The organism is Chryseobacterium sp. Leaf394, assembly GCF_001424105.1.
Taxonomy (GTDB): Bacteria; Bacteroidota; Bacteroidia; order Flavobacteriales; family Weeksellaceae; genus Chryseobacterium.
Genome location: NZ_LMQH01000010.1, coordinates 33,816 through 55,863, shown reverse-complemented (window position 1 = coordinate 55,863; position 22,048 = coordinate 33,816). Strand labels below are relative to the sequence as shown.

At 37.6% G+C, this 22,048-nt stretch carries 15 protein-coding genes and 1 pseudogene; 6 read left to right on the top strand and 10 right to left on the bottom strand.

The genetic code is table 11. From position 1 onward, the window contains the following. The coding region (locus ASG21_RS03000; protein WP_241773444.1) for an aconitase family protein at positions 1-1,950 on the top strand (1,950 nt) is incomplete at its 5' end. A 132-nt stretch (positions 1,951-2,082) separates the two neighbouring features. Here ASG21_RS03000 and ASG21_RS02995 read toward each other — a convergent pair. Further along, the gene (locus ASG21_RS02995) at positions 2,083-4,233 is read right to left on the bottom strand and encodes a T9SS type A sorting domain-containing protein (RefSeq protein ID WP_056075691.1); all 2,151 of its coding nucleotides are present in this window, start codon (positions 4,231-4,233) and stop codon (positions 2,083-2,085) included. Positions 4,234-4,813: 580 nt separating this feature from the next. Between ASG21_RS02995 and ASG21_RS02990 the strand changes: the two genes are divergently transcribed. Then, a complete protein-coding gene (locus tag ASG21_RS02990) occupies positions 4,814-7,081 on the top strand; it encodes an aconitate hydratase (protein WP_056075688.1) in 2,268 nt (755 codons plus the stop codon). A 48-nt stretch (positions 7,082-7,129) separates the two neighbouring features. Here ASG21_RS02990 and ASG21_RS02985 read toward each other — a convergent pair whose 3' ends face one another. Both ASG21_RS02985 and ASG21_RS02980 read right to left on the bottom strand, forming a co-directional pair. Next, positions 7,130-7,813 carry a LytTR family DNA-binding domain-containing protein gene (locus tag ASG21_RS02985; protein ID WP_056075685.1) on the bottom strand — a complete coding sequence of 228 codons (684 nt, stop codon included), beginning with the start codon at positions 7,811-7,813 and terminating at the stop codon, positions 7,130-7,132. Next, the gene (locus tag ASG21_RS02980; RefSeq protein WP_056075682.1) at positions 7,800-8,813 is read right to left on the bottom strand and encodes a histidine kinase; all 1,014 of its coding nucleotides are present in this window, start codon (positions 8,811-8,813) and stop codon (positions 7,800-7,802) included. The genes ASG21_RS02985 and ASG21_RS02980 overlap by 14 nt, the downstream gene beginning before the upstream one ends. 165 nt (positions 8,814-8,978) lie before the next feature. Between ASG21_RS02980 and ASG21_RS02975 the strand changes: the two genes are divergently transcribed. Further along, positions 8,979-9,815, top strand: coding sequence for a DUF5694 domain-containing protein (locus tag ASG21_RS02975; protein WP_056075679.1), 837 nt, complete (start codon positions 8,979-8,981; stop codon positions 9,813-9,815). Positions 9,816-9,820: 5 nt separating this feature from the next. Here the strand turns inward: ASG21_RS02975 and ASG21_RS02970 are convergent, their stop codons facing one another. After that, positions 9,821-11,206 (bottom strand): mercuric reductase, encoded by a 1,386-nt coding sequence (locus tag ASG21_RS02970; RefSeq protein WP_056075676.1) that lies wholly within the window; start codon positions 11,204-11,206, stop codon positions 9,821-9,823. Positions 11,207-11,488: 282 nt separating this feature from the next. Between ASG21_RS02970 and ASG21_RS02965 the strand changes: the two genes are divergently transcribed. After that, a complete protein-coding gene (locus ASG21_RS02965; RefSeq protein ID WP_056075673.1) occupies positions 11,489-13,630 on the top strand; it encodes an outer membrane beta-barrel family protein in 2,142 nt (713 codons plus the stop codon). 179 nt (positions 13,631-13,809) lie between these two features. On the opposite strand, the pseudogene ASG21_RS19830 reads toward ASG21_RS02965, so the two are convergent. From ASG21_RS19830 to ASG21_RS02940, 6 genes and pseudogenes are all read right to left on the bottom strand, one after another. Further along, a pseudogene (locus ASG21_RS19830) lies at positions 13,810-14,004 on the bottom strand (T9SS type A sorting domain-containing protein); the annotation flags it as partial. 12 nt (positions 14,005-14,016) lie between these two features. After that, a complete protein-coding gene (locus tag ASG21_RS02960) occupies positions 14,017-16,638 on the bottom strand; it encodes a fibronectin type III domain-containing protein (RefSeq protein WP_056075671.1) in 2,622 nt (873 codons plus the stop codon). A 122-nt stretch (positions 16,639-16,760) separates the two neighbouring features. Further along, the gene (locus tag ASG21_RS02955; RefSeq protein WP_056075668.1) at positions 16,761-17,438 is read right to left on the bottom strand and encodes an RluA family pseudouridine synthase; all 678 of its coding nucleotides are present in this window, start codon (positions 17,436-17,438) and stop codon (positions 16,761-16,763) included. 3 nt (positions 17,439-17,441) lie between these two features. Next, positions 17,442-17,771, bottom strand: coding sequence for a hypothetical protein (locus ASG21_RS02950; protein WP_056075665.1), 330 nt, complete (start codon positions 17,769-17,771; stop codon positions 17,442-17,444). Then, positions 17,771-18,586, bottom strand: a complete 816-nt coding sequence (gene panB / locus ASG21_RS02945) for a 3-methyl-2-oxobutanoate hydroxymethyltransferase (RefSeq protein WP_056075663.1) — start codon at positions 18,584-18,586, stop codon at positions 17,771-17,773. The genes ASG21_RS02950 and panB overlap by 1 nt, the downstream gene beginning before the upstream one ends. A 61-nt stretch (positions 18,587-18,647) precedes the next feature. Then, the gene (locus ASG21_RS02940) at positions 18,648-19,361 is read right to left on the bottom strand and encodes a Crp/Fnr family transcriptional regulator (RefSeq protein ID WP_056075659.1); all 714 of its coding nucleotides are present in this window, start codon (positions 19,359-19,361) and stop codon (positions 18,648-18,650) included. Positions 19,362-19,451: 90 nt separating this feature from the next. Here ASG21_RS02940 and ASG21_RS02935 point away from each other — a divergent pair, with 90 nt between their 5' ends. Both ASG21_RS02935 and ccoS read left to right on the top strand, forming a co-directional pair. After that, entirely contained in the window at positions 19,452-21,827 is a 2,376-nt protein-coding gene (locus tag ASG21_RS02935) for a heavy metal translocating P-type ATPase metal-binding domain-containing protein (RefSeq protein ID WP_185113701.1), read from the top strand. A 108-nt stretch (positions 21,828-21,935) separates the two neighbouring features. Further along, a partial coding sequence (gene ccoS / locus ASG21_RS20530) for a cbb3-type cytochrome oxidase assembly protein CcoS (RefSeq protein WP_241773451.1) occupies positions 21,936-22,048 on the top strand: 113 nt, incomplete at its 3' end.

Genomic DNA, 22,048 nt, shown 5'->3' with positions numbered 1-22,048 from the left:
ATTTCTCCAATCTTCCTTACGACAGTTGACGTAACAGGAGGTATCGGAATCGACCTTCAGAACTGGGTTAAAAAAACAGACGAAAACGGAAATCCCGTACGTAACGAAAACGGTGACATTGTTTTAGAAGAAAAATATTCTGTCGCTACAGGAACTGTTTTGACCATCAATACAAAAGAAAAGAAATTATACAACGGAGAAACTGAACTGAAAGATATTTCAAAATCATTTACTCCTCAAAAATTAGAGTTTATAAAGGCTGGTGGTTCTTACGCTATCGTTTTCGGTAAAAAAATCCAGACTTTCGCTGCAAAAACTTTAGGAATTACAGCTCCAACGGTTTTTGCTCCTTCAAAAGAAATTTCAATCGAAGGGCAGGGTCTTACTGCTGTTGAAAAAATCTTCAACAGAAATGCAGTTGGGGTTACTGACGGTAAATTATTACACGCAGGATCAGACGTTCGTGTAGAAGTCAACATTGTTGGTTCTCAGGATACAACAGGTTTAATGACTGCACAGGAATTGGAATCTATGGCAGCAACAGTGATTTCTCCAATTGTAGACGGAGCTTATCAGTCGGGTTGTCACACTGCTTCAGTTTGGGATAAAAAAGCGCAGGCCAATATCCCTAAATTAATGAAATTCATGAACGAATTCGGTGTCATCACAGCACGTGACCCGAAAGGTGAATACCACGCGATGACAGACGTTATTCACAAAGTTCTAAATGATATTACGGTTGACGAATGGGCAATCATCATCGGAGGTGACTCTCACACAAGAATGTCTAAAGGTGTTGCTTTCGGAGCTGATTCCGGAACTGTAGCATTGGCTTTGGCAACAGGTGAAGCATCAATGCCGATTCCTGAATCTGTGAAAGTGACTTTCAAAGGAGACATGAAGGAGCATATGGATTTCCGTGATGTTGTTCACGCAACTCAGGCTCAGATGTTAAAGCAGTTTGATGGAGAAAATGTTTTTCAGGGTAGAATTATTGAGGTTCACATCGGAACACTTCCGGCTGACCAGGCATTTACATTCACAGACTGGACTGCAGAAATGAAGGCAAAAGCATCTATCTGTATTTCTGAAGACGATACTTTGATCGAGTCACTGGAAATTGCGAAAAGCAGAATTCAGATTATGATCGACAAAGGAATGGATAATCACAATCAGGTTCTTCAGGGCTTAATTGATAAAGCAAACAAGAGAATCGAGGAAATCAGAACGGGTGACAAACCAGCTTTGACTCCGGATTCCAATGCAAAATATTACGCAGAAGTTGTGGTTGACCTGGACATCATCGTTGAGCCAATGATTGCTGACCCGGATGTAAACAACGACGACGTTTCCAAAAGATATACGCACGACACCATCAGAGACCTTACTTTCTACGGAGGTGAGAAAAAAGTTGACCTTGGTTTTGTAGGTTCATGTATGGTTCACAAAGGTGACCTGAAAATCGTTTCTCAGATGTTGAAAAACATCGAAAAGAAAAACGGTAAAGTGGAATTCAACGCGCCATTGGTAGTGGCAGCGCCTACTTACAATATCATCGACGAGTTAAAAGCTGAAGGAGACTGGGAATTTTTAGAAAAATATTCCGGTTTTGAATTCAACGACAATGCTCCAAAAGGTGAAGCACGTACTCAGTATGAAAACATGATGTACCTTGAGCGTCCGGGATGTAACCTTTGTATGGGTAACCAGGAAAAAGCTGAAAAAGGAGACACTGTTTTGGCAACTTCTACAAGATTGTTCCAGGGAAGAGTGGTTGAAGATTCTGAACGTAAAAAAGGTGAATCTTTATTAGCTTCTACACCGGTTGTTGTACTGTCTGCGATCATTGGAAGAATTCCAAGCATTGAAGAGTACAAAGCAGCAGTTGAAGGTATTGATTTGACGACTTTCGTTCCTTCTATCAAGGAATTGGTGACTGTTGGTCATTAATAGATTTTACATTAAAGTCGAAAAAATCCTTTAATTTTAATAAAAAAGAAAGATTCTAGCCCTTCAGGACTAGAATTTTTCTTTTTTTTATAGAATCAATCATATTATCAAGATCTGGCAATAAATTATTTTCTATTCTTTTATCAATTTGATATTTGATGTTCCTTTTTCAGACTGAACCGTAACAATGTATACGCCCGTACCCGAGGAGCTAACTTCAGTTTGGTTTTTTCCTTTTCCAGAGCCTACTTTCACACCTAACATGTTATGAATGGCATAAGTAAACACTCCTTCAGCCTTAATTGTGAAAGTTTGACCAGCAGGATTCGGATAAATCACAGCATCAGCTGATTGCACATTCTGAGATGAATTTGCTCCCGCAGTAACTACATTTGGCTTTGTTTGTGCTGCCATATCAACTCCTAAGTAAAAACTTGGATGTGGAGGCTGATTGTAAGCCGAATTTTGCCAGGCAATTGCCAGTCTATATTGGGGATCATGCATCAAAGTATATAATTTATGGGTAGTAGGTATATTGGTTGTATAAATCCTGATGGAAGTATTGTCATTTTTACGAAATATCACCTCTTCTCTCCAATCTCCAAAAAGATCGGCACTTAAACATGGGGTAGCTTTTGTGGTGTTGTTTGATGAATATCCTGTAGCAGTAAGTATATTAACTGTTTTCCCATTAATATAATCCCATTTATCTATTTTATTCGAATCTAATAATTCACGGTTCAAATCTCCATCCCACCAGATAGAAAAATTTTGTGTCGGTTTTTTATTGCTGATTAGATTTCCTTTACAATCCATTAAATAGTTTACGCCATTTGCACTTCCAAAACATTCATTACCTTTGTAACGTGGGTCAATATCTGCAGCATTACAACGTCCTATGTCCCCAGTTGAAGGTATTCCCCATAATGTAGCTCCTGTTTTTGCATCTAAAAAAACCAAACCTTTCGTTTTATATTTAGCAGGTTCTTCTAAACACTGCCATATTTCCATTCCAGGACGATCCGGATCCATATCAGTCATATGTAAAGCATCCCCATGACCTAAAGTATTAGCAAATAACAAAGTACCATCATCATCAATAGCACTGGAACCGTTAATTATTTCGTCTTTGCCATCACCATCAACATCGCCTACAGTCATTTGATGATTCCCCATGCCTGCTGCTGCAGAATTTCCAGACGTACTGCTGTCAAAAATCCATCGTTGCGAAAGCTTACCGTTTCTCCAGTCCCAAGCCACACGTACGAGTCTTGTGTAATAACCACGTCCCATTATTAGACTGGGTTTAGATCCGTCAAGATAAGCGACAGCGGCAAGAAAACGTTCAGAACGGCCTCCATAACTATCTCCCCAAGAAGGTACGCTACCGCGTACAGGCAAATAATCGGTTGTAGCCATTGCTTTTCCTGTTTCACCATTAAAAATAGTTAGAAATTCAGGACCTGATATAACTGCACCATAAGTACTTGTTGATGTTGTACTTCCGTTTGGATTTCTGTAATCTGCTGCTGCATTTCCAATAACCACTCCAGTTCCATCTATGGTTCCGTCCGATGTCCTGCAAGCCAATTCTGCTTTACCATCCGAATCCAAATCATACACCATAAACTGGGTATAATGAGCACCAGCACGGATGTTTTTTCCTAAATCGATTCTCCATAAACGTGTTCCGTCTAAGCGATAGCAGTCAATATAAACGTTGCCCGTAAAACCGGGCTGTGAATTGTCTTTTGAATTGGTTGGATCCCATTTAACGAAAATTTCGTACTGTCCATCTCCGTCTACGTCACCCACACTGCAGTCATTTATTTCATAAGTATAAGACCCGCTTACAGTAGTTCCTCCGGGAGGAATCTGCATTGCAATGTCTAAATATGGATTTGCCCATACAGTAGCAGGCTCTGAAGCTGGTTGTTCTACACCATTAATAATGGCACGAACGGTGTAAATTCCGTTGGTCGTAATATCGTGATTAAAATTTGTAGTGGTTGTAAAAGGGCTTCCCGTTACTTTTACATTATTAAAATATAGATTATAGCTTGTATTTGTTTCTTCGGTTCCCAACATTCTCCAACCTACATAAACCTGATTAGCGTTTAATCGCATTGCAACTAAACCTCGATTGAGTTTTTCAACTGTGCGTTGTGCGTTCATTTGTGAGATAAGTCCGAAGAGTAATAAAAATAAGATGCCCGATTTCCTGATTATATCGGCCAAAGCAATTCTAAGATTGACATACAGTTTTAGTTTTTCTTTGTTCATGATTTTAATATTTGTTGGTTGATTTTAGTGAAAATAGATTAAAGCCAATACAATTCATTAATAAGTGATTACAATGGTATGTAAAGCTACTTCAAAAATTATTTTTATTTACAATCAAAAAACAAAAAATTAACAAAAAATATAACTATATTACAATAATTTATAGCTCATCATTGAATTATCATCAATAAAAAGAAGAAAACAATAATATTTACATATGAGCAAAACAGCCACAATAAAAGACTTTTACAGTTTAAATACCTATCTAAAATATCTTTCATGTCATTCTTTATCTTAAAAAAATGACATGAAAGATATACCTTAATTACTAGGGAAAGTTTTCTTTTTTAGAACGGTTCTATTTAAGCTTATCAAGAATTATTTTGATATAAATTAACGAGTAAGGTTTAATTTTTTCTTAACTTGATTGTTACAAATAATTACAATCATTCATCCTATTTTATGCCTTTAATTAGATTGAAGGAACAGAATTTGTTACTATTATTTGGGATGATTTTCTGCATTATCATTAAGAAAATGGCAGAAAATAATTATTGAAAATAAAAAAATTAAAATAGATATGACATTCGACATTGACATGATCAAAAAAGTGTACGAACGCTATCCTGAAAGAATTGCAGCAGCAAGAGAGATTACAGGAAAGCCGTTGACACTTTCAGAAAAAATTCTTTACACCCACCTGTGGGAAGGAAACGCAACAAAAGAACATGAAAGAGGAAATTCCTACGTGGATTTCGCTCCGGACAGAGTGGCCATGCAGGATGCAACCGCTCAGATGGCTCTTTTACAGTTTATGCAGGCAGGAAAAGCCAAAGTTGCCGTGCCTTCAACTGCTCACGCAGATCACCTGATTCAGGCGAGAGTGGGTGCAGAATCAGATTTACAGGAAGGAATCAATAAAAACTCTGAGGTTTTCAACTTCTTAGGCTCGGTCTGTGATAAATACGGAATCGGTTTCTGGAAACCTGGGGCCGGAATTATTCACCAGGTTGTTTTAGAAAACTACGCTTTCCCTGGAGGAATGATGATTGGAACAGACTCTCATACGGTTAACGCAGGCGGATTAGGAATGGTTGCCATCGGAGTTGGTGGTGCAGATGCCGTTGACGTTATGGCCGGAATGGCTTGGGAATTAAAAATGCCAAAATTAATCGGTGTAAAATTAACCGGTAAAATGTCTGGCTGGACCTCAGCAAAAGACGTTATCCTAAAAGTTGCCGGAATTCTTACCGTAAAAGGTGGAACCGGATGCATCGTAGAATATTTCGGTGATGGTGCAATTTCTTTATCCGCAACAGGGAAAGGAACAATCTGTAACATGGGTGCTGAAATCGGTGCCACTACTTCGACTTTCGGATATGATGATTCGATGAGAAGATATCTGGCTTCTACCGGAAGACAGGATGTTGTAGATGCTGCAGACCAAGTTGCGGAACATTTAACGGGTGATGCTGAAGTGTATGCAAACCCTGAACAATATTTCGATCAGGTGATTGAAATTAACCTTTCAGAATTGGCTCCTCACTTGAACGGACCGTTTACACCAGATTTAGCAACCCCGGTTTCTGAATTTAAAGCAAAAGCAGAAGCCAACGGATGGCCAATTGAAGTGGAATGGGCATTGATTGGATCGTGTACCAACTCTTCATACGAAGATTTGTCAAGGGCAGCTTCAATCGTTGAAGATGCAGTGGCAAAAGGTGTAAAACCAAAAGCTATTTTAGGAATCAACCCAGGTTCTGAGCAGGTGAAATTTACCGCAGAAAGAGATGGATTTTTAGATTCTTTCAGAAAATTTGAAAATGCCAGAATCTTTACCAATGCCTGTGGACCTTGTATCGGACAGTGGGACAGAGAGGGTGCTGATAAAGGTGAGAAAAACTCAATCATTCACTCTTTCAACAGAAACTTTGCAAAAAGAGCCGATGGGAACCCAAATACGCACGCATTCGTAGCTTCACCGGAAATGGTAGCAGCTATCGCAATTTCGGGAAGATTAGATTTCAATCCGATTACAGATACTTTAACTGCTGAAAACGGTGAACAGATAAAATTAAATGAGCCAAGCGGTTCGGAATTACCTTCAAAAGGTTTTGCCGTTGATGACAATGGTTACCAGGCGCCTTCAGAAGATGGTTCTACTGTTGAAGTAAAGGTTAGTCCAACTTCAGACAGACTTCAGTTACTGGAAGAATTCCCGGCTTGGGATGGTAAAAACATAACCGGAGCGAGAGTTTTAATCAAAGCTTTCGGAAAATGTACGACTGATCACATTTCTATGGCCGGACCGTGGTTGAAATACAGAGGACACTTAGATAATATCTCAAACAACATGTTGATCGGCGCTGTAAATGCGTACAACATGGAAACCAACAAAGTAAAAAACCAATTGGATGGTGCTTACGGCGAAGTTCCTGCTGTACAGAGAGCGTACAAAGCTGCAGGAATTCCTTCGATTGTTGTGGGAGATCAAAACTATGGTGAAGGTTCTTCAAGAGAGCACGCAGCGATGGAGCCGAGACATCTTGGTGTAAAAGCTGTTCTGGTAAAATCATTTGCAAGAATCCATGAAACCAACCTGAAAAAACAGGGAATGTTGGGATTGACTTTTGCTGATGAAACAGATTACGATAAAATTCAGGAAGATGACGTGGTTAACTTCTTAGATTTAGATCAATTTGCTCCAGGGAAACAGCTGACTTTAGAATTCATTCACACTGATGGAACTAAAGATACTGTTTTGGCTAATCATACATACAACGATCAGCAGATTGATTGGTTTAAGGCAGGTTCTGCTTTGAATTTGATTAAGCAACAGGAAAATTAAAATTTCTTTTAAGATAATGAGAGCAACTTCAAAACTGGAGTTGCTTTTTTATTTCAACTTTTCCAGCATATTTGATTTATACATATCACCGATGGGAACCTCATGTCCGGAATTAAGAATAATCTTTTTTGAACCTACACTTTTGATCTCATTTAAATTTAAGATAAACGATTTGTGAATCCTTGTAAAATTTGCAGGAAGTTGATTTTCAAGAGATTTTAAAGTATCCAAAACTATATATTCCTGAGTCTCAGTTTTGATGTTCACGTAATCTTTGATGCTTTCTACATAAAGAATTTCATCAAAATTGATCCGGTGTTTTTGACCAGATGATTTTACAAAGAAGTGACTGACTTCTTTAGCTGCATCCAAAGGAAAACGTTCCTGAACTTTCAGAATACTTTGATTAAAACGGCCGAAAGAGATTGGTTTTAAAAGATAGTCGACAACGTTGTGCTCATAGCCTTCCAAAGCATATTCTGAATACGCAGTGGTGAGAATATATTTCATTTTGTCACTGACAATTTTCATAAAGTTGATTCCGTTGAGTTCGGGCATTTGAATATCCAAAAACACAAGATCAACTTCATTTCTCTGAATAAATTCTAAAGCTTCAACAGGATTCTCTGACGAGAAAACAAGGTCTAAAAGAGGAATTTTCTCAACGTAACTCCCGAGAAGCGCAACGGCAAGCGGCTCGTCATCAACAATAATGCACTTAATTTTTTTCATTCAAATCAATCTTTAAATCTACTGTAAAATCAATATCTGTTTCTGTAATTTTCAGCTCATATTTTTTGGGATACAATATTTCAAGACGCTTTTTCACATTTTCAATTCCGATTCCGGAAATCTCATCTTTCATTTTTTCACTTTTGAAGTTGAAGAGATAGAAATGCAGAATTTTATTTTCATCCGAAATCTTCATCTCAAAACCTTTATTTCTAAAATCTCCGTGCTTGAAAGCATTTTCAACGAACGGAACTAAAATCATCGGTGAAATTTTGAGTTCCGGATCATTCAGTATTTTTTCAACATTCAATAATTCAGGATTTTTAATTCTCAATTTTTCAAGTTCAATCAAACTGTCGAGGTAGCCAATTTCTTTATCTAAAGTAATGAAATCATTTTCAAGATCTTTGGTTGTGTATCTTAATAATTGCCCCAGCTGCTCAATTGCCGGCAATGCTTTCTCTGAATTCTGATAAACCAAAGCATAGATATTATTCAGAGAATTAAATATAAAATGCGGATTAATCTGTGTTTTTAAAGCCTGTAATTCTGCAGTTTTCTTCGCTTCAGTCAATTCCGATTTTTCTTTTTCCGCATTGATAAAATATTTGAAAAACCAAAATGCTGTACTTATAAAAATCGTCGTGCTGCTGTAGAAAACATTATCAAAAAAATAATAGAAAATATTGGTGTCCGCCGGATAATTTCTGATATTAAAAATTGCTGGGAAAAGCCACTGTTCAATAGAATACCGTATCCCGACAAAGCAACTTACGCTGATAAAAAAAGCAAAAACAGAACGGTAAATTTTATCGGCATGGAAAAACGTTGGAACAACAAGGAAATAATTTACATAAAAACATATGAAGCTAGCCACGAAAAACGTAATATCGAGAATGACAGAGCTGATTCCATAGGCGATTCCAGGGAGGACGACAGAACCAATGAGGTAAATTACCCAGAAAAATATATGCAGATAAATAAATTTTTCAATTTTCATAAAGCAAATTTAAAATTTCATTTAAAACTGCCACTCCCGATTCTACAAACCCATCGGTTTTTCGGATGAAATTTATTTTAACTGAATAAATTGACTCTTCCTCTAAAAGCTGTTTCATAAAAAATAAATGACCATTAGTTTTGAATAAATTTAAAATTAAAACTCATGAATTTCAACAAACTTCTTATCCCTTTATTACTTTTGTTGGCTGCGAAAATATTTGCTCAGAAAACGCCGTACGACAAACTTACTATTTATAAAACAAAATTTGATGATGCTGTCCCCGTACTAAATGTCGCCACCTTTCACATGGGACAAACTCCGGATGCAAACAGCACCGAATTTAATGAACATGATTTAAAAAACCAGCTCGAAATAAAGAAAGTTGCGAAACTTCTGGCTGAGTTTAAACCGACAATTATTGTGATCGAAGATTTACCGCAAAATGACAGTCTGAGAAATATGTATTATCAGGAATATGTAAAAAATCCAAAACTGAAGTTTGAAAATCCTGATGAACGCGAACTTTTGGCTTACGAAGTTGGAAGATTGAGTGGCTCAAAAAAGATTTTTGGAATTGATTTTAAAGAAAATTACAACTATAAAATCGGGTATTTCGTTCCCAATAAGATGGATAAAAATACAAATGATGCGTACTGGAAATTATCAGCAGAAAACGACAGAAAAAATCCTGAGGATGGAATCCCTTTCTATGATTTGTTTAAGCTCAATAATCATCCTCAGTATTTGGAAAGTTTAATTAATTTCAACGCAGACATGCTGACGTATATTTCAACCAAGGGAAAATCTGAAGGTGCTGATGAAGCCGCGAAATTCTATCACAGAAACCTTGTAATGTTTTCTAATTTAAACCAAATTCCAATCAGTAAAAATGAAAGAATATTTATTTTAATGGGTGGAGCGCACACTGCATTCTTTATGGATTTTTTGAAGAGAAGTCCGAAATACAAACTGGAAAATACCTTTGATTACTTAAAATAAGCGGTCTATTCCAGTTCATCAAACAGCGTATTCAAAGATTCCGAATACGTGGGATGCGAAAAAATGAAAGTCTGTAAATCTTTAGCAGGAATATTTCCGGTCATCGCCATTTGAATGATAGATGCCATTTCTCCTCCTTCGGTGCCGATGATCGCAGCTCCCAAAATCTTACCGCTGTCCTGATCTACGACTGCTTTCCAGATACCTTGTATTTCTGCGGATTCCAGTCCACGTGTAATTCTTTTACCTTCAATTTTGATGACCGAAAAATTTAGTTTCTTCTCTGTTGCCTCTTTTTCAGACAAGCCTACTCTGCCGACCTGCGGATCTGTAAAGACTGTGTACGGAATGATTCTTCCTTCTGTAGAACCCGTTTTTTCATCCAAAATATTATCACTTACAATCACGTAATCATTGTAAGCGATATGGGTAAACTGCGGACCGCCTTTAATGTCTCCAAGTGCGTAGACCCCATCAACATTGGTTTCCAGTTTAGAATTTACTTTGATATATCCTTTTTCGTCTGCTTTTATGCCGGCATTTTCGAGCTTCAAACTGTCTGCATTGGATTTTCTGCCGGGGACGATCAACAAATGCGTTCCTTTGATCTGCTTCTGCTGATGATCTTTGGAAAAAGTTAAAGTAATTTCTTGACCGTTCTGCTCCACTTTTTCAATCTCAGCATTAAGATGAAAATTCAGTCCTTCCTCTTCCAGTATTTCCTGCAGACTGGCTGCAATATCTTCATCTTCGTTAGACATGATCTGACTTGCTTTATCAACGATAACTACTTCACTTCCGAAACGGCTGTACATCTGACCCAATTCCAGACCGATGTAACCGCTGCCAATCACGATTAATTTTTCGGGAATTTCACGAAGTTCAAGAATTCCTGTAGAATCGTACCATTTTACATTGTTTAAGCTATCAATTTCAAGAGTTGCGGGTCTGCATCCGGCGTTGATGAAGATGTGAGGCGCTGTAAATTCAACAGTTTCGCCATTTTCCTGTTGCACAGAAATTGTTTTTTCTCCGCTGAAAGATGCCGTTCCAAATATCAGGTCAAGATTCCCGGCTTCCTCTAAATTTTTCTTCACGCCTTTTCTGGAATCTTCGACAATTTTTTCCTTCCTTTTCTGAGTGGCTTCAAAATCTATTGATACTTCGGGAACTGCAATCCCATGTTTTTCTGACGTCTTTATCGTGTGCATTACTTTAGCCGAGGCTATTAAGATTTTACTTGGCGTGCATCCCACATTTACGCAGACACCACCCAGCATCTCTTCAGACTTTTCTATTAAAACTGTTTTCCAGCCGGCTGCAGATAATTTTATAGCAAGAGGATTTCCTGCCTGTCCGGAACCGATAATGATGGCGTCTTTTTGTATCATTTTAATTGATATTTTATTTTTAAATATTGGGATATTCTTAATCGGTTTCAATTTCTATTCCTTTGTTTACGAAATGACAAAATTTGAGGACCTATTTATTTAAATTAAAAAATTTAGCTATCAAAAAATTTAATTATTCAACCATCAGAATGATTTAATCTGAAGCGATCTTTTAAGTCTCATTCTCAAAATGATTAGATAGAACAAAATTTTCCTTTTCCAAAACGCATTTTGTAACATATCTTGTTTTTTTGCGTCTAACCAGATATTATAAAAACATCCATGAAAAAAACGCTTATTACCCTCTTATTTTTAGGAAGTATCTTTGCTTTTGCCCAGGAAAAACCGACAGAGGCTCCCAAGGAAAAACAAATTGATGGCGTAACCATCACCAAAACAAAAAAGGCAATTGAGCAGAAAGCCGACCGTACGATTTTCGATTTTTCTGAGCAGGCACATCTCAACAACGGATCTGTGATGGAAGGCGTGAAAAAACTTCCGGGTTTGGTAGCTTCCGAAATGGTAGGAATGATGTATCAGGGAAAACCGCTTGAAGTCTATATGGACGGAAGACCGCTGAACATTTCAAGCAACGAACTTACCGCTTTTCTTGAAGGAATGCCCGCCAACTCAGTAGACAGAATCGAAGTGATTACACAGCCGGGCGCAGAGTTTCCTGCGACTTCTGGTGGAGCGATTATGAATATCATCACCAGCAAATCTGCAAAAAATTATCTGACTGCCGTCTACAACGGAGGTTACCGTTTTTCAAATTACGACAGATACAGAAGCAGATTTAACAATTCGATTGCTTTAAACTCGAGAAACAAATGGTTCGGATGGCAGGTGAATCTCGGACAGTATTACCGTGAAAGCCTTTCAGATTCACAATTTGATGTGCTTACGAAAAATCACAGCAGCTCTGTAGGAAGAACATATTATGTGAATTCTGCCTTCACCTTTGAACTTGGAAAAGACAGATTACTGGTCAACTACGACGTGAGCCACAACAATAATAATTCAGACATCAGAACAGATGTTTTTCTGAACGGAACCAACACAACAGATTATTTAAGCAATTCTGAAGGTTTGAGACAGGAAGTTTCAGCAACATATCAGAAAAAATTTGACGATAAAAACAAAAAACTTGATTTTAAATTCACTTTCAACGACAGCGATTCTGAATTCAGTCAGAGAAACGCTGGCAATTTATCATTTTTAGATCTTGAGAACTCTTCACAGTTTAATCTTTATAATTTTAAAGTAGACTATTCTCAGCCACTTAAAATTTTAGATGAAGGAAAAGTGAGTTTTGGAGGACTATATGATCAGCAGAATTTTGAAACCCAAAACAGAAATATCGTCAATCTCGATTACACAAGACAGACACTTGCAGGATATCTGGAATTTCAGGCGACTTTGAAAAAATTTGATTTCATTGCCGGAGCAAGAGCCGAAAACTACGACATCAGTGGAATTACGAGAGCTTTTGACAATCAGAATACTTTGGTTCAGAAAGATCTGACTCCATTTAAAAAGTTTAAAGTTTTTCCGAATGCGAGTATTCAGTATAATTTAATGAAGCAGCTGTTTGTGAATTTGAATTACAACAAAAAAATTACGCTTCCGAGTGTTTCTGTTTTAAATCCTAACAACACCACTTTAGGAACAAGTGTGGTAACAAGCAGCGGAAACCCTGATTTGCAGCCAACAATCTATGACAATGCTGAATTTAAAATCAGTGCCTTCGATTACGCTTTCATCAGCTACAACACGAGTTGGGTGAAAGATCAGATTGTGCAGAGAATTACGCGTACCAACAATTTGATCAGCAACGAGCAGGTACAGATCAACAGTCTGAGAACGCACAGTTTTAATTTTGGAATGCCAATTCCGTTTATGCTTTTCAATACGCCTTTCAGCGAGTTGATGAAATTTAATGTAAATCCTGATAAGATGAACCTGCTTTACCTGTATGCCGGCTATCAGATTCAGGAGATCCCTGATTTTAAGACAAGGGGTTTCTGGGTTTACAGTGTGATGGGACAGTTTATTCTTCCAAAAGACATCAGACTGCAGGCGAACTACAATATTCTGACTCCAAAAGGGAATTTCTATTATTTCGAAATTGCAAAACCTCTGAATAATGCATTTGATATCACCGTTTCAAAAAAATTCATGAGCGACCGTCTTAATCTTTCGGTATACGCGAGGGATATTTTCAACCAGAATAAAAGTGTAATTCTTGCCCGCTCGGCAGGAGGAACAGTTTTAACTTCAAATAAATTTGACAGCAGAAGTTTCGGAATCACGGTAAATTATAAAATACCTACCAAAAACAAACTGGCAAAAGAAGATCCCAACATGATAAAAAATACCAGCCAGGGCGAAAGCAATGGTGGAATTTTGCAGCAGGGACAGTGAGATGAGTGATGAGTGATGAGTACGTTTTTTTCCAGATAACAGTTATCAATAAATTTATAAAACCGGATCTTAAAACAAGAACCGGTTTTTTGTTTTGGAATAAGTCTCAGCATTGATTTTCAGACATAAAAAAACCGGAGAAGATTTCCCCGGCTTTTTATGAAATTTTAATATTCAAATTACTTTTTAATCGTCTTAATGGTCTGTACTGTACCATCATTCATTTCGAGAACTAAAATATACATTCCTGAAGGCAGTTCTGATAATCTAAGTTCAGCTTCCGGTTTTGAAATAGTACGCAAAACTTTACCTGAAACATCAGAAACCTTCACGTTTTTCACCTTTGAAGCATCTGACAGGTAAATTACGTCTGAAAAAGGATTAGGCTAAACTTTTAATTTATTTTCAGCATTAGTTTCTGATGTTGAAAGACATCCACCATCTACGGTAGCCATCACTTCAGTTCTAGGCGATTCACAAGTAGTAGTTACTTGCCAATCATAAAAATAATAGTATGAAGTGGAGGTGGTATTACCAGAACAGCAATTGCCATTGGTAATAGAGAATTTACCCGGCATTGTAAGCGGATAAGCTCCCCATGATGCACCAGACTCTCTGATAAGCCCTGTCACACCACCAGATTTTGTTAGCATCATTAATTTATAGTTTGTACCTGGTGTAATAGCGAAATTTAGTGGTACATAAGTTTTTACATAAGGTGATGCAGTACCGGTTAAGTTCACAGTAATACTCTGAATGGTAGTCGCGGGTGATACACCTCCATTCTGCAGAGCAATTGTAACCGTTCCAGCGCCTGTTCCAGTTGGATATACGTATACGCCTGCAATTGTAAATGAAGATACAGCATCAAAAAACAATCCAGCTTCCAATGTGTAACCATCATTAGAAATAGCATCGGGAAGTGCAGCACCCACGACAATTGGTGTAGACGATCCAACATAGAAAGCAGTTGATGTAGATAATTGCGGCGTAGTATAAGAAGTACCCGTTCCCACTACATTACCCCCATTCATCGCATCATACCACGTAAGAGTAGCTCCTGATTCGGTGCTTGCAGTAAGTACAGCAGAGTTATTGGAGCATACAGTTGCTGCTGTTGTCGATAATATCGCTGCCGGCTGACAGAGTGTTCTGAAGAATACAATCTGAGTAGACCATGCACTAAAATCTGTAGCAGAACATCTTGACCGTACCCATACATAATATTTTGTGAGCGGTAGCAAAGCGCCAGTAGGTGTACTTAAAGTGGAAATACCAGTTAAAGAAGGTGGCGTTGAAGCCGTAGGCATCACATCAGAGGTACTGTAATAAATATCGTAGCCCGCAGCAGGTGGCGTAACAGAAGCTGCCCAACCTATAACTGCTGATGAAGGACCAACATTACTAACACTAATTCCTGAAGGGCCAATACATGAGGGTTTAGCTTCCCAATAGAAATCATCTAAAAAATGACCAGCCGTAGAAACCCCTCCATTTCTAATAGCCAATCTTGCGTTTGCAGGTACAGAATTTGAGACGATTACTTTATACTCTGCATCTTGAGCTAAGTAGCTAGTGCTTGTTATATTTACAGTCTGAATGTTTACAAAAGTAGAAGCATCGGTAGCACTTGTAACATATCCAATGTCTAATGATCCAGAAGTTGTTGTTGCCCTTGCTTTGAATCTCAACCAATGTGTTCCAGCATTAACGTTACTAAATTCTGGCAAAACAGCAATTGTTGTATTTGCTGCGCTTGAAGTTATCTGATAAAGGTTTCTGGTTCCCGAAGCCGGAGTTGTAGAACTAATCGTCTGTGCAGTGTTGGAGCTTCCAACTATTCTTGCCCAGCAATCAGGAACGATATTTCCTGTTGGATAAGTGTCAAAATTTTCATGCCAATCTGTAATTGGTGCACAAATGGTTTTTGCAGTACCTGCTGTAGACCATTCACTTTTATCACTTGCACTACAAACTGACCTTACCCACACAAAATAAGCTGAAGATGCGTTCAGTGATGGTATCGTTACAGAAGTAGAAGTAATATTTGAAATCGATGCTGCTGTGGATGCAGTAGGTACAGTACCTGTCATGTTATAATATAGCTCATAACCATTTGATGGAGCCACTACAGGTGCCACCCACTGTATGTCAGCAGTATTAGCTGTACTTGCTGGATTTGAAACACTTCCAGGTCTCAAACAACTTGGAGGGATCCATACGTAAGAAAGACCAGCGGAGGGCATACCTGGAGTAGACGCTGAAGTATTAAATGACTGCGTATTTGCAACTGCTGTACCTTGTGTAGACGTATCAAATAGAATAGTTGTATCATTTAGCCTGTTATTAAAATCGGAAGTGTTAGCTCCTCTTAAACCAATTTGTACAGTACCGGAAATCGCAGTTGATCCTACCAGAAAACTTCCCGAATTATAGATTACACTCACAACATTTGAAGTTTCTTTTAATCTTACTTGAAAAGAAAATGAGTAAACATTTGTAACGGCTGTTGAACTATTCGGTCTGAAATTCTTCCATTGAATCACCAATTCTCTATTTGGCGCTGTACCAATGGTTTCGTAGCTTATTAATCCAGATGATCCTGAAACATCAAAATAACTGCTTATATCCCTTCCGAAGGCTGAAACTGCACCTTCGTAAGTAGCAGTATTGGAAATCGGAGTCGTATTTGTTGTAGCTGGTGCCGTACTACCAAAGGTAATAAATCCGTTGGTTGAGACGTTGGCATTTGTATAAATTATCCCATTAAATATAAAATTAAATGGAATAGTTAAGGGATATACAGCAGAATTTAAATTTGTTGCAGATGTGTTTCCTGTCGCTGGTGCTAAGGTAGTTCCGGTAATTTCAGTGTAAGTTCCGTTGTTTTGCGAAAAAGTGTAAGAATTCACCTGAGCAGTTACTTTCTGCAAAAATACGAGAAAGAGTAGTAAGAGGGTGTAATATCCTTTCTGTCTGTTACCAAAGAGATTGTAGAAGTTTTTCATTTTTAGTGGTTTTAGAATTACCACTAATATAACAAAATTCCTATGTAATGTATTATGATTTAAATAATATTTAAAATTATTAACTATTATTCAATAGAAATTGGAAATATATAAAAACTTAATCATTCTTCACAAGCCCTCCAAACCGCATCATTCTGCGGAACCGGAGCAATGATTTCCAATTCTTCTTTCGTAACGGGATGTGTAAAATTTAATTTTCTTGCATGAAGATTAATTCCTCCATCTGGATTTGAACGAGGAGCTCCATATTTCAGATCTCCCTTAATGGGAACGCCTGTTTTTGAAAGCTGGGCACGGATTTGATGATGCCTTCCTGTCTCAAGATCAATTTCCAGCAGAAGATAATTATCTAAAGTTTTGATGATATTGTAAGTGAGAATTGCTTCTTTAGCACCTTCAGTAGCTTTCGGAAAAACAATAGCTTTGTTGTTTTTCTCGTTTTTCTGTAAATAATGAACCAATCTCTGGCTTTGTGGAATCATCTCTTTAGCCACGACTGCCCAATACGTTTTTTTGACCTCCCGGTTTTTAACCATTTGTGTCAATCTTGATAAAGCTTTCGATGTTTTAGCATAAATGACCAATCCTGAAGTTGGCCTGTCGATACGGTGAACCAGACCCAGAAAAACATTTCCGGGTTTGTTATCTCTTTTTTTAATAAAATCTTTTATTAATTCCAGCAAAGACAAATCACCGGTTTTATCACCCTGTACGAGCTGTCCCACTTTTTTATTGATGACTAAAAGATGGTTGTCTTCGTAAACAATCTGCTCCTCCATAAATTACCTTCCCTGATAAGATCTGTTTGAAAAACTGATGATAATCCCCGCCAGCAAACCAATGGTTTTAATATAATTAAATGACGAATCATAAGGTAAAAACGCACCCACAATACACAGTCCTGCCGCAGCATACATCGGATATACAAAATTCCTGTTGCCCACAAATGGTGCCTGAAGAATAAAACTAATCCCTACCAAAACGTAAAAAAGCCTTTTAGAAAGAAAAAGATTGATGTTTTCCGGGAAAATATGAAACCAGCCCACAAGCAGGCAAAGCAACGCTGCGATTGATAAAACGCCCTGAGCCGTCTGAAGATTATTACCTCTCATTAATAACTTTCATTTTGGTTAGGAAAATCTGCAGACTTCACATCTTTCACATACTGCGAAACCGCACCCGTGATTTCAGTGTACAAATCAAGATATCTTCTGAGGAATTTTGGTGAAAAACCTTTGTTCATTCCTACCATATCGTGATACACAAGAACCTGTCCGTCACAGTGAGACCCCGCACCGATTCCAATAGTTGGAATTGAAATGCTTTCTGTCACTCTTTTAGCCAGATCCGCAGGAATTTTTTCAAGCACGACACCGAAGCAACCTAATTCTTCCAACAATTTTGCATCACTGATCAGCTTTTCAGCCTCTGCCTCTTCTTTTGCCCTCACTTTATAAGTTCCGAACTGATATATCGACTGTGGAGTTAATCCCAAATGTCCCATAATCGGAATTCCGGCATTGATGATTTTCTTAATTGATTTGGAAATTTCCTTTCCACCTTCAATTTTTATGGCGTGTGCACCACCCTCTTTCATCATTCTTACAGCAGATTCCAAAGCCAGGTCGGGATTACTTTGGTATGTTCCGAAAGGTAAATCCGCAATCACCAAAGCCCTCTCAACTCCTCTCACCACACTTTGGGTGTGATAAATCATGTGATCTAATGTAATAGGAAGCGTAGTTTCAAAACCCGCCATCACGTTGGCTGCAGAGTCACCGATAAGGATGGTATCTACTCCACCGGCATCTACCATTTTTGCAGTGGTAAAATCGTACGCAGTGAGCATTGTAATTTTTTCCTTATCGAATTTCATTTTTCGCAAGGTTTCCGTTGTAACTCTTTTAATTTCAGAATGAACAGACATAAATGGTGTGATTATTTAAAGTTAAAAAAGTCGGCTGAAGCCGACTTGTGTTTGGTATTTTCTATAAAACTACGTGCCCGAGTTTCATGAGTTTGTCGTGATTGAGAATTTTGATATTCCTGCCATCTACTTCGATGAGCTGATCTCCTTTAAATTCGGAAATCAATCTGATGGCACTTTCTGTTGCGGTACCGATGATGTTGGCAATCTCTTCTCTCGTCAATGAGATTTTGATAAAACCTTCAGGATCTGTTCCTAATTTCTGTTCAAGTAAAATTAGAATTTCCGCAAGTCTTTCTCTGACGGTTTTCTGGGCTAAAAAAGTAATAGTGTTTGAAGACTCTCCCAATTCGTAGGAGATTTTCTGAAGCATTACAAAAGATAACTGTGAGTCAACTTCCAAAAGATGCATAAAAACATCAGACGGAAGAAAAGTACATTCAATATCTGTCATGGCTTCTGCTTTTGCCTGAAAATTTTCACCACAAAGCAAAGCACGGTAACCGATAAGGTCACCTTCTTTAATAAATCTTAAAATCTGATCTTTTCCGAAAGCTCCGGATTTTGATAATTTTGCGGCTCCACTTTCGATGACGTAAATACCTTTAGGAATTTCTCCGTCCTCAAAAATGATATCGTGTTTTTGAAATGTAAATTTCTTTTTGGCATTGAAATATTTCTCGTAATCTTTCTCTGAAAGCCTTTCTTTGAAAGACTGATCATTAAAAACTTTGGCAAACCTTTCTTCAATGACAACTTGTTGTTCCTGCGACATTCTAATATGACATTTATCACAAAAATAGAACTTTTTAAATCGATAAACAAAAAAAATTGTTATAATTTTGTAAGCCAATAATTTATGAAGGTGAGCGACAACTGTTTTCATTGTGGTCAGGAGATAGAAAAGGAGCGTATTTTATTCGACGAAAAGCTCTTTTGCTGTGCAGGATGCAAGTCTGTTTTTGAAATTCTGAACACCAACAATCTTGGTAATTTTTACGAACTCAATAAAAAAGCAGGAATCAGACCTGATGAAAATTCATCACAGTTCGATTATCTTGACACACCTGAAATTTTTGAAAGAATAGCTGATTTTTCTGAGGGAAACACAAGCCTTGTCACATTCAGAATTCCTGTTATTCACTGCTCTTCATGCATCTGGCTTTTGGAAAGCCTTCATACACTCAATAAAGACATTCATTATTCTCAGGTTAACTTTACGAGAAAGACCCTGCAGGTTTCATTCAATCATAACGAATTAAAATTAAGCGATTTAGCTAAATTTTTAACGAATTTGGGTTACAAACCTGCCATCAATCTCGAAACTGCCGAAAAAAATGAAGATCATTTAGATAAATCGTTACTTGTAAAACTGGCAATTGCCGGATTCGCCTTCGGAAACGGAATGTTTTTAGCCTTTCCCGAATATATCGGCGGCGAAGATTACTGGATGGATCATTACAAAGGATTATTCAGGTTTTTAATGTTTCTGCTTTCCATTCCTGTGGTATTTTATTCAGCTTCAGATTATTACAAATCAGCATGGTACGGTTTAAAAAATAAAATCGTCAACATCGATGTTCCGATTGTGTTGGGAATTTTCGTTTTGTTCGGACGAAGTGTTTACGAAGTAGCCACCGACTACGGACCTGGATATTTTGACACCTTATGCGGACTTCTGTTCTTCATGCTTTTAGGTAAAATTTTCCAGAAAAGAACTTACAGCTCCCTTTCCTATGACAGAGATTACAAATCTTTTTATCCGATTGCAGTTACCAAAGTGGATTTCAATGGAAAGCAGGATAATATTTTACTTTCTGAAATAAAAATCGGCGACAGAATCTTAGTTAGAAATCACGAAATCATTCCCGTGGATGCAATCTTAATTAGTGGAAACGGAAATATAGACAACAGTTTTATCACCGGCGAAAGTGAAAGCATCAGCAAAAATCCCGGCGACAAAATTTTTGCAGGAGGAAAACAAATCGGGTCTTCTCTTGAGCTTGAAGTGATTAAAAATGTGGATCAAAGTTACCTCACCCAACTTTGGAACAAGGAAGCTTTCAAAAAACATGAAACAGGGCTTGATACTTTAATCAACAACATCAGTAAGTATTTTACTTTCATCATCTTAGGAATTGCACTAGTTGCCGGAATTTACTGGTATTTTATTGATCTTGAGACCATGTTTCAGGTGATTTCAGCTGTCTTGATTATTGCCTGTCCGTGCGCATTGGCACTTTCTTCTCCTTTTACGTTTGGGCACATTATGAGAATTTTAGGCAGAAATAAATTCTACGTAAAAGACACTCTGACAATTGAGAAAATAGCGAAAGTCAACACTTTGGTTTTTGATAAAACAGGAACCATAACCCACAGAAAAAAATCAAACATAAAATACGAAGGTTCTGAAATTCCTGAATTTGATTTACTCAATATCAAAAGTTTGGTAAAAAATTCAAATCACCCACTTTCAAAATCACTGTATGAATTTCTGACTATTCAGGATGAGTATTTCCCTGTTGAAAACTTTGAAGAAATTTCCGGGAAAGGATACGAAGCAGATATCAGAAGTAATACTTATAAAATTGGTTCTGCAAAATATAATAATCAGGAGTCTAAAAATCTTGAAACCGCGGTTTACATCAGCAAGAACGGACAGTATCTCGGAAAATTTATTTTTAAAAATGAATACCGGGAAAACCTGACTCATCTGTTCAAAAAACTGTTTAATTATAAGATTTTTATTCTGAGCGGAGACAATTCGTCTGAAGAAAAACAGCTTCAGGAAATCATCCCGAATTACAGTTCGATGGCATTCAATCAGAATCCGGAAGACAAGCTGAGCTATATTAAAAACCTTCAGGATAAGGGCTTAAAAGTAATCATGCTTGGTGATGGTTTAAATGATGCAGGAGCTCTTAAACAAAGCAATGTTGGAATTGCGATATCCGACGACAGCAACAGCTTTACGCCCTCTTCGGATGTGATTATGAACGGTGAAAAAGTTTCCCAGTTAGACAATTTCCTGAATGTCTGTAAAGGCTCAATCACGATTGTAAAACTTACTTTTCTGATAAGCTTTCTGTACAATGTTGTGGGACTAACCTTTGCGGTAACCGGAAATATGAGTCCGCTTTTTGCAGCTTTAATTATGCCGGCGAGTTCCATTACCGTGATTTCATTTACGACAATTTCGACATGGATTCTGGGAAGAAAATACTTTCAAAAACAGGCTTAAACAGGCTTATTTAGATTGGTTTTAAATTAGCGAAAGCCCGTATTTCGTGATTAATCTCATTATTTTTCCTTAAATTTGAACCCCGAAAAAGGGTTAATTTTGTAGCAAATGGATATTCTGTATTTAATGATCCTTTGCAGTGTTTCTTTGGCTGCAGTTTTCCTGGTAGTGTTCATCATATATGCCAGAAAAGGACAGTTTGAAGATGACGAATCGCCCGC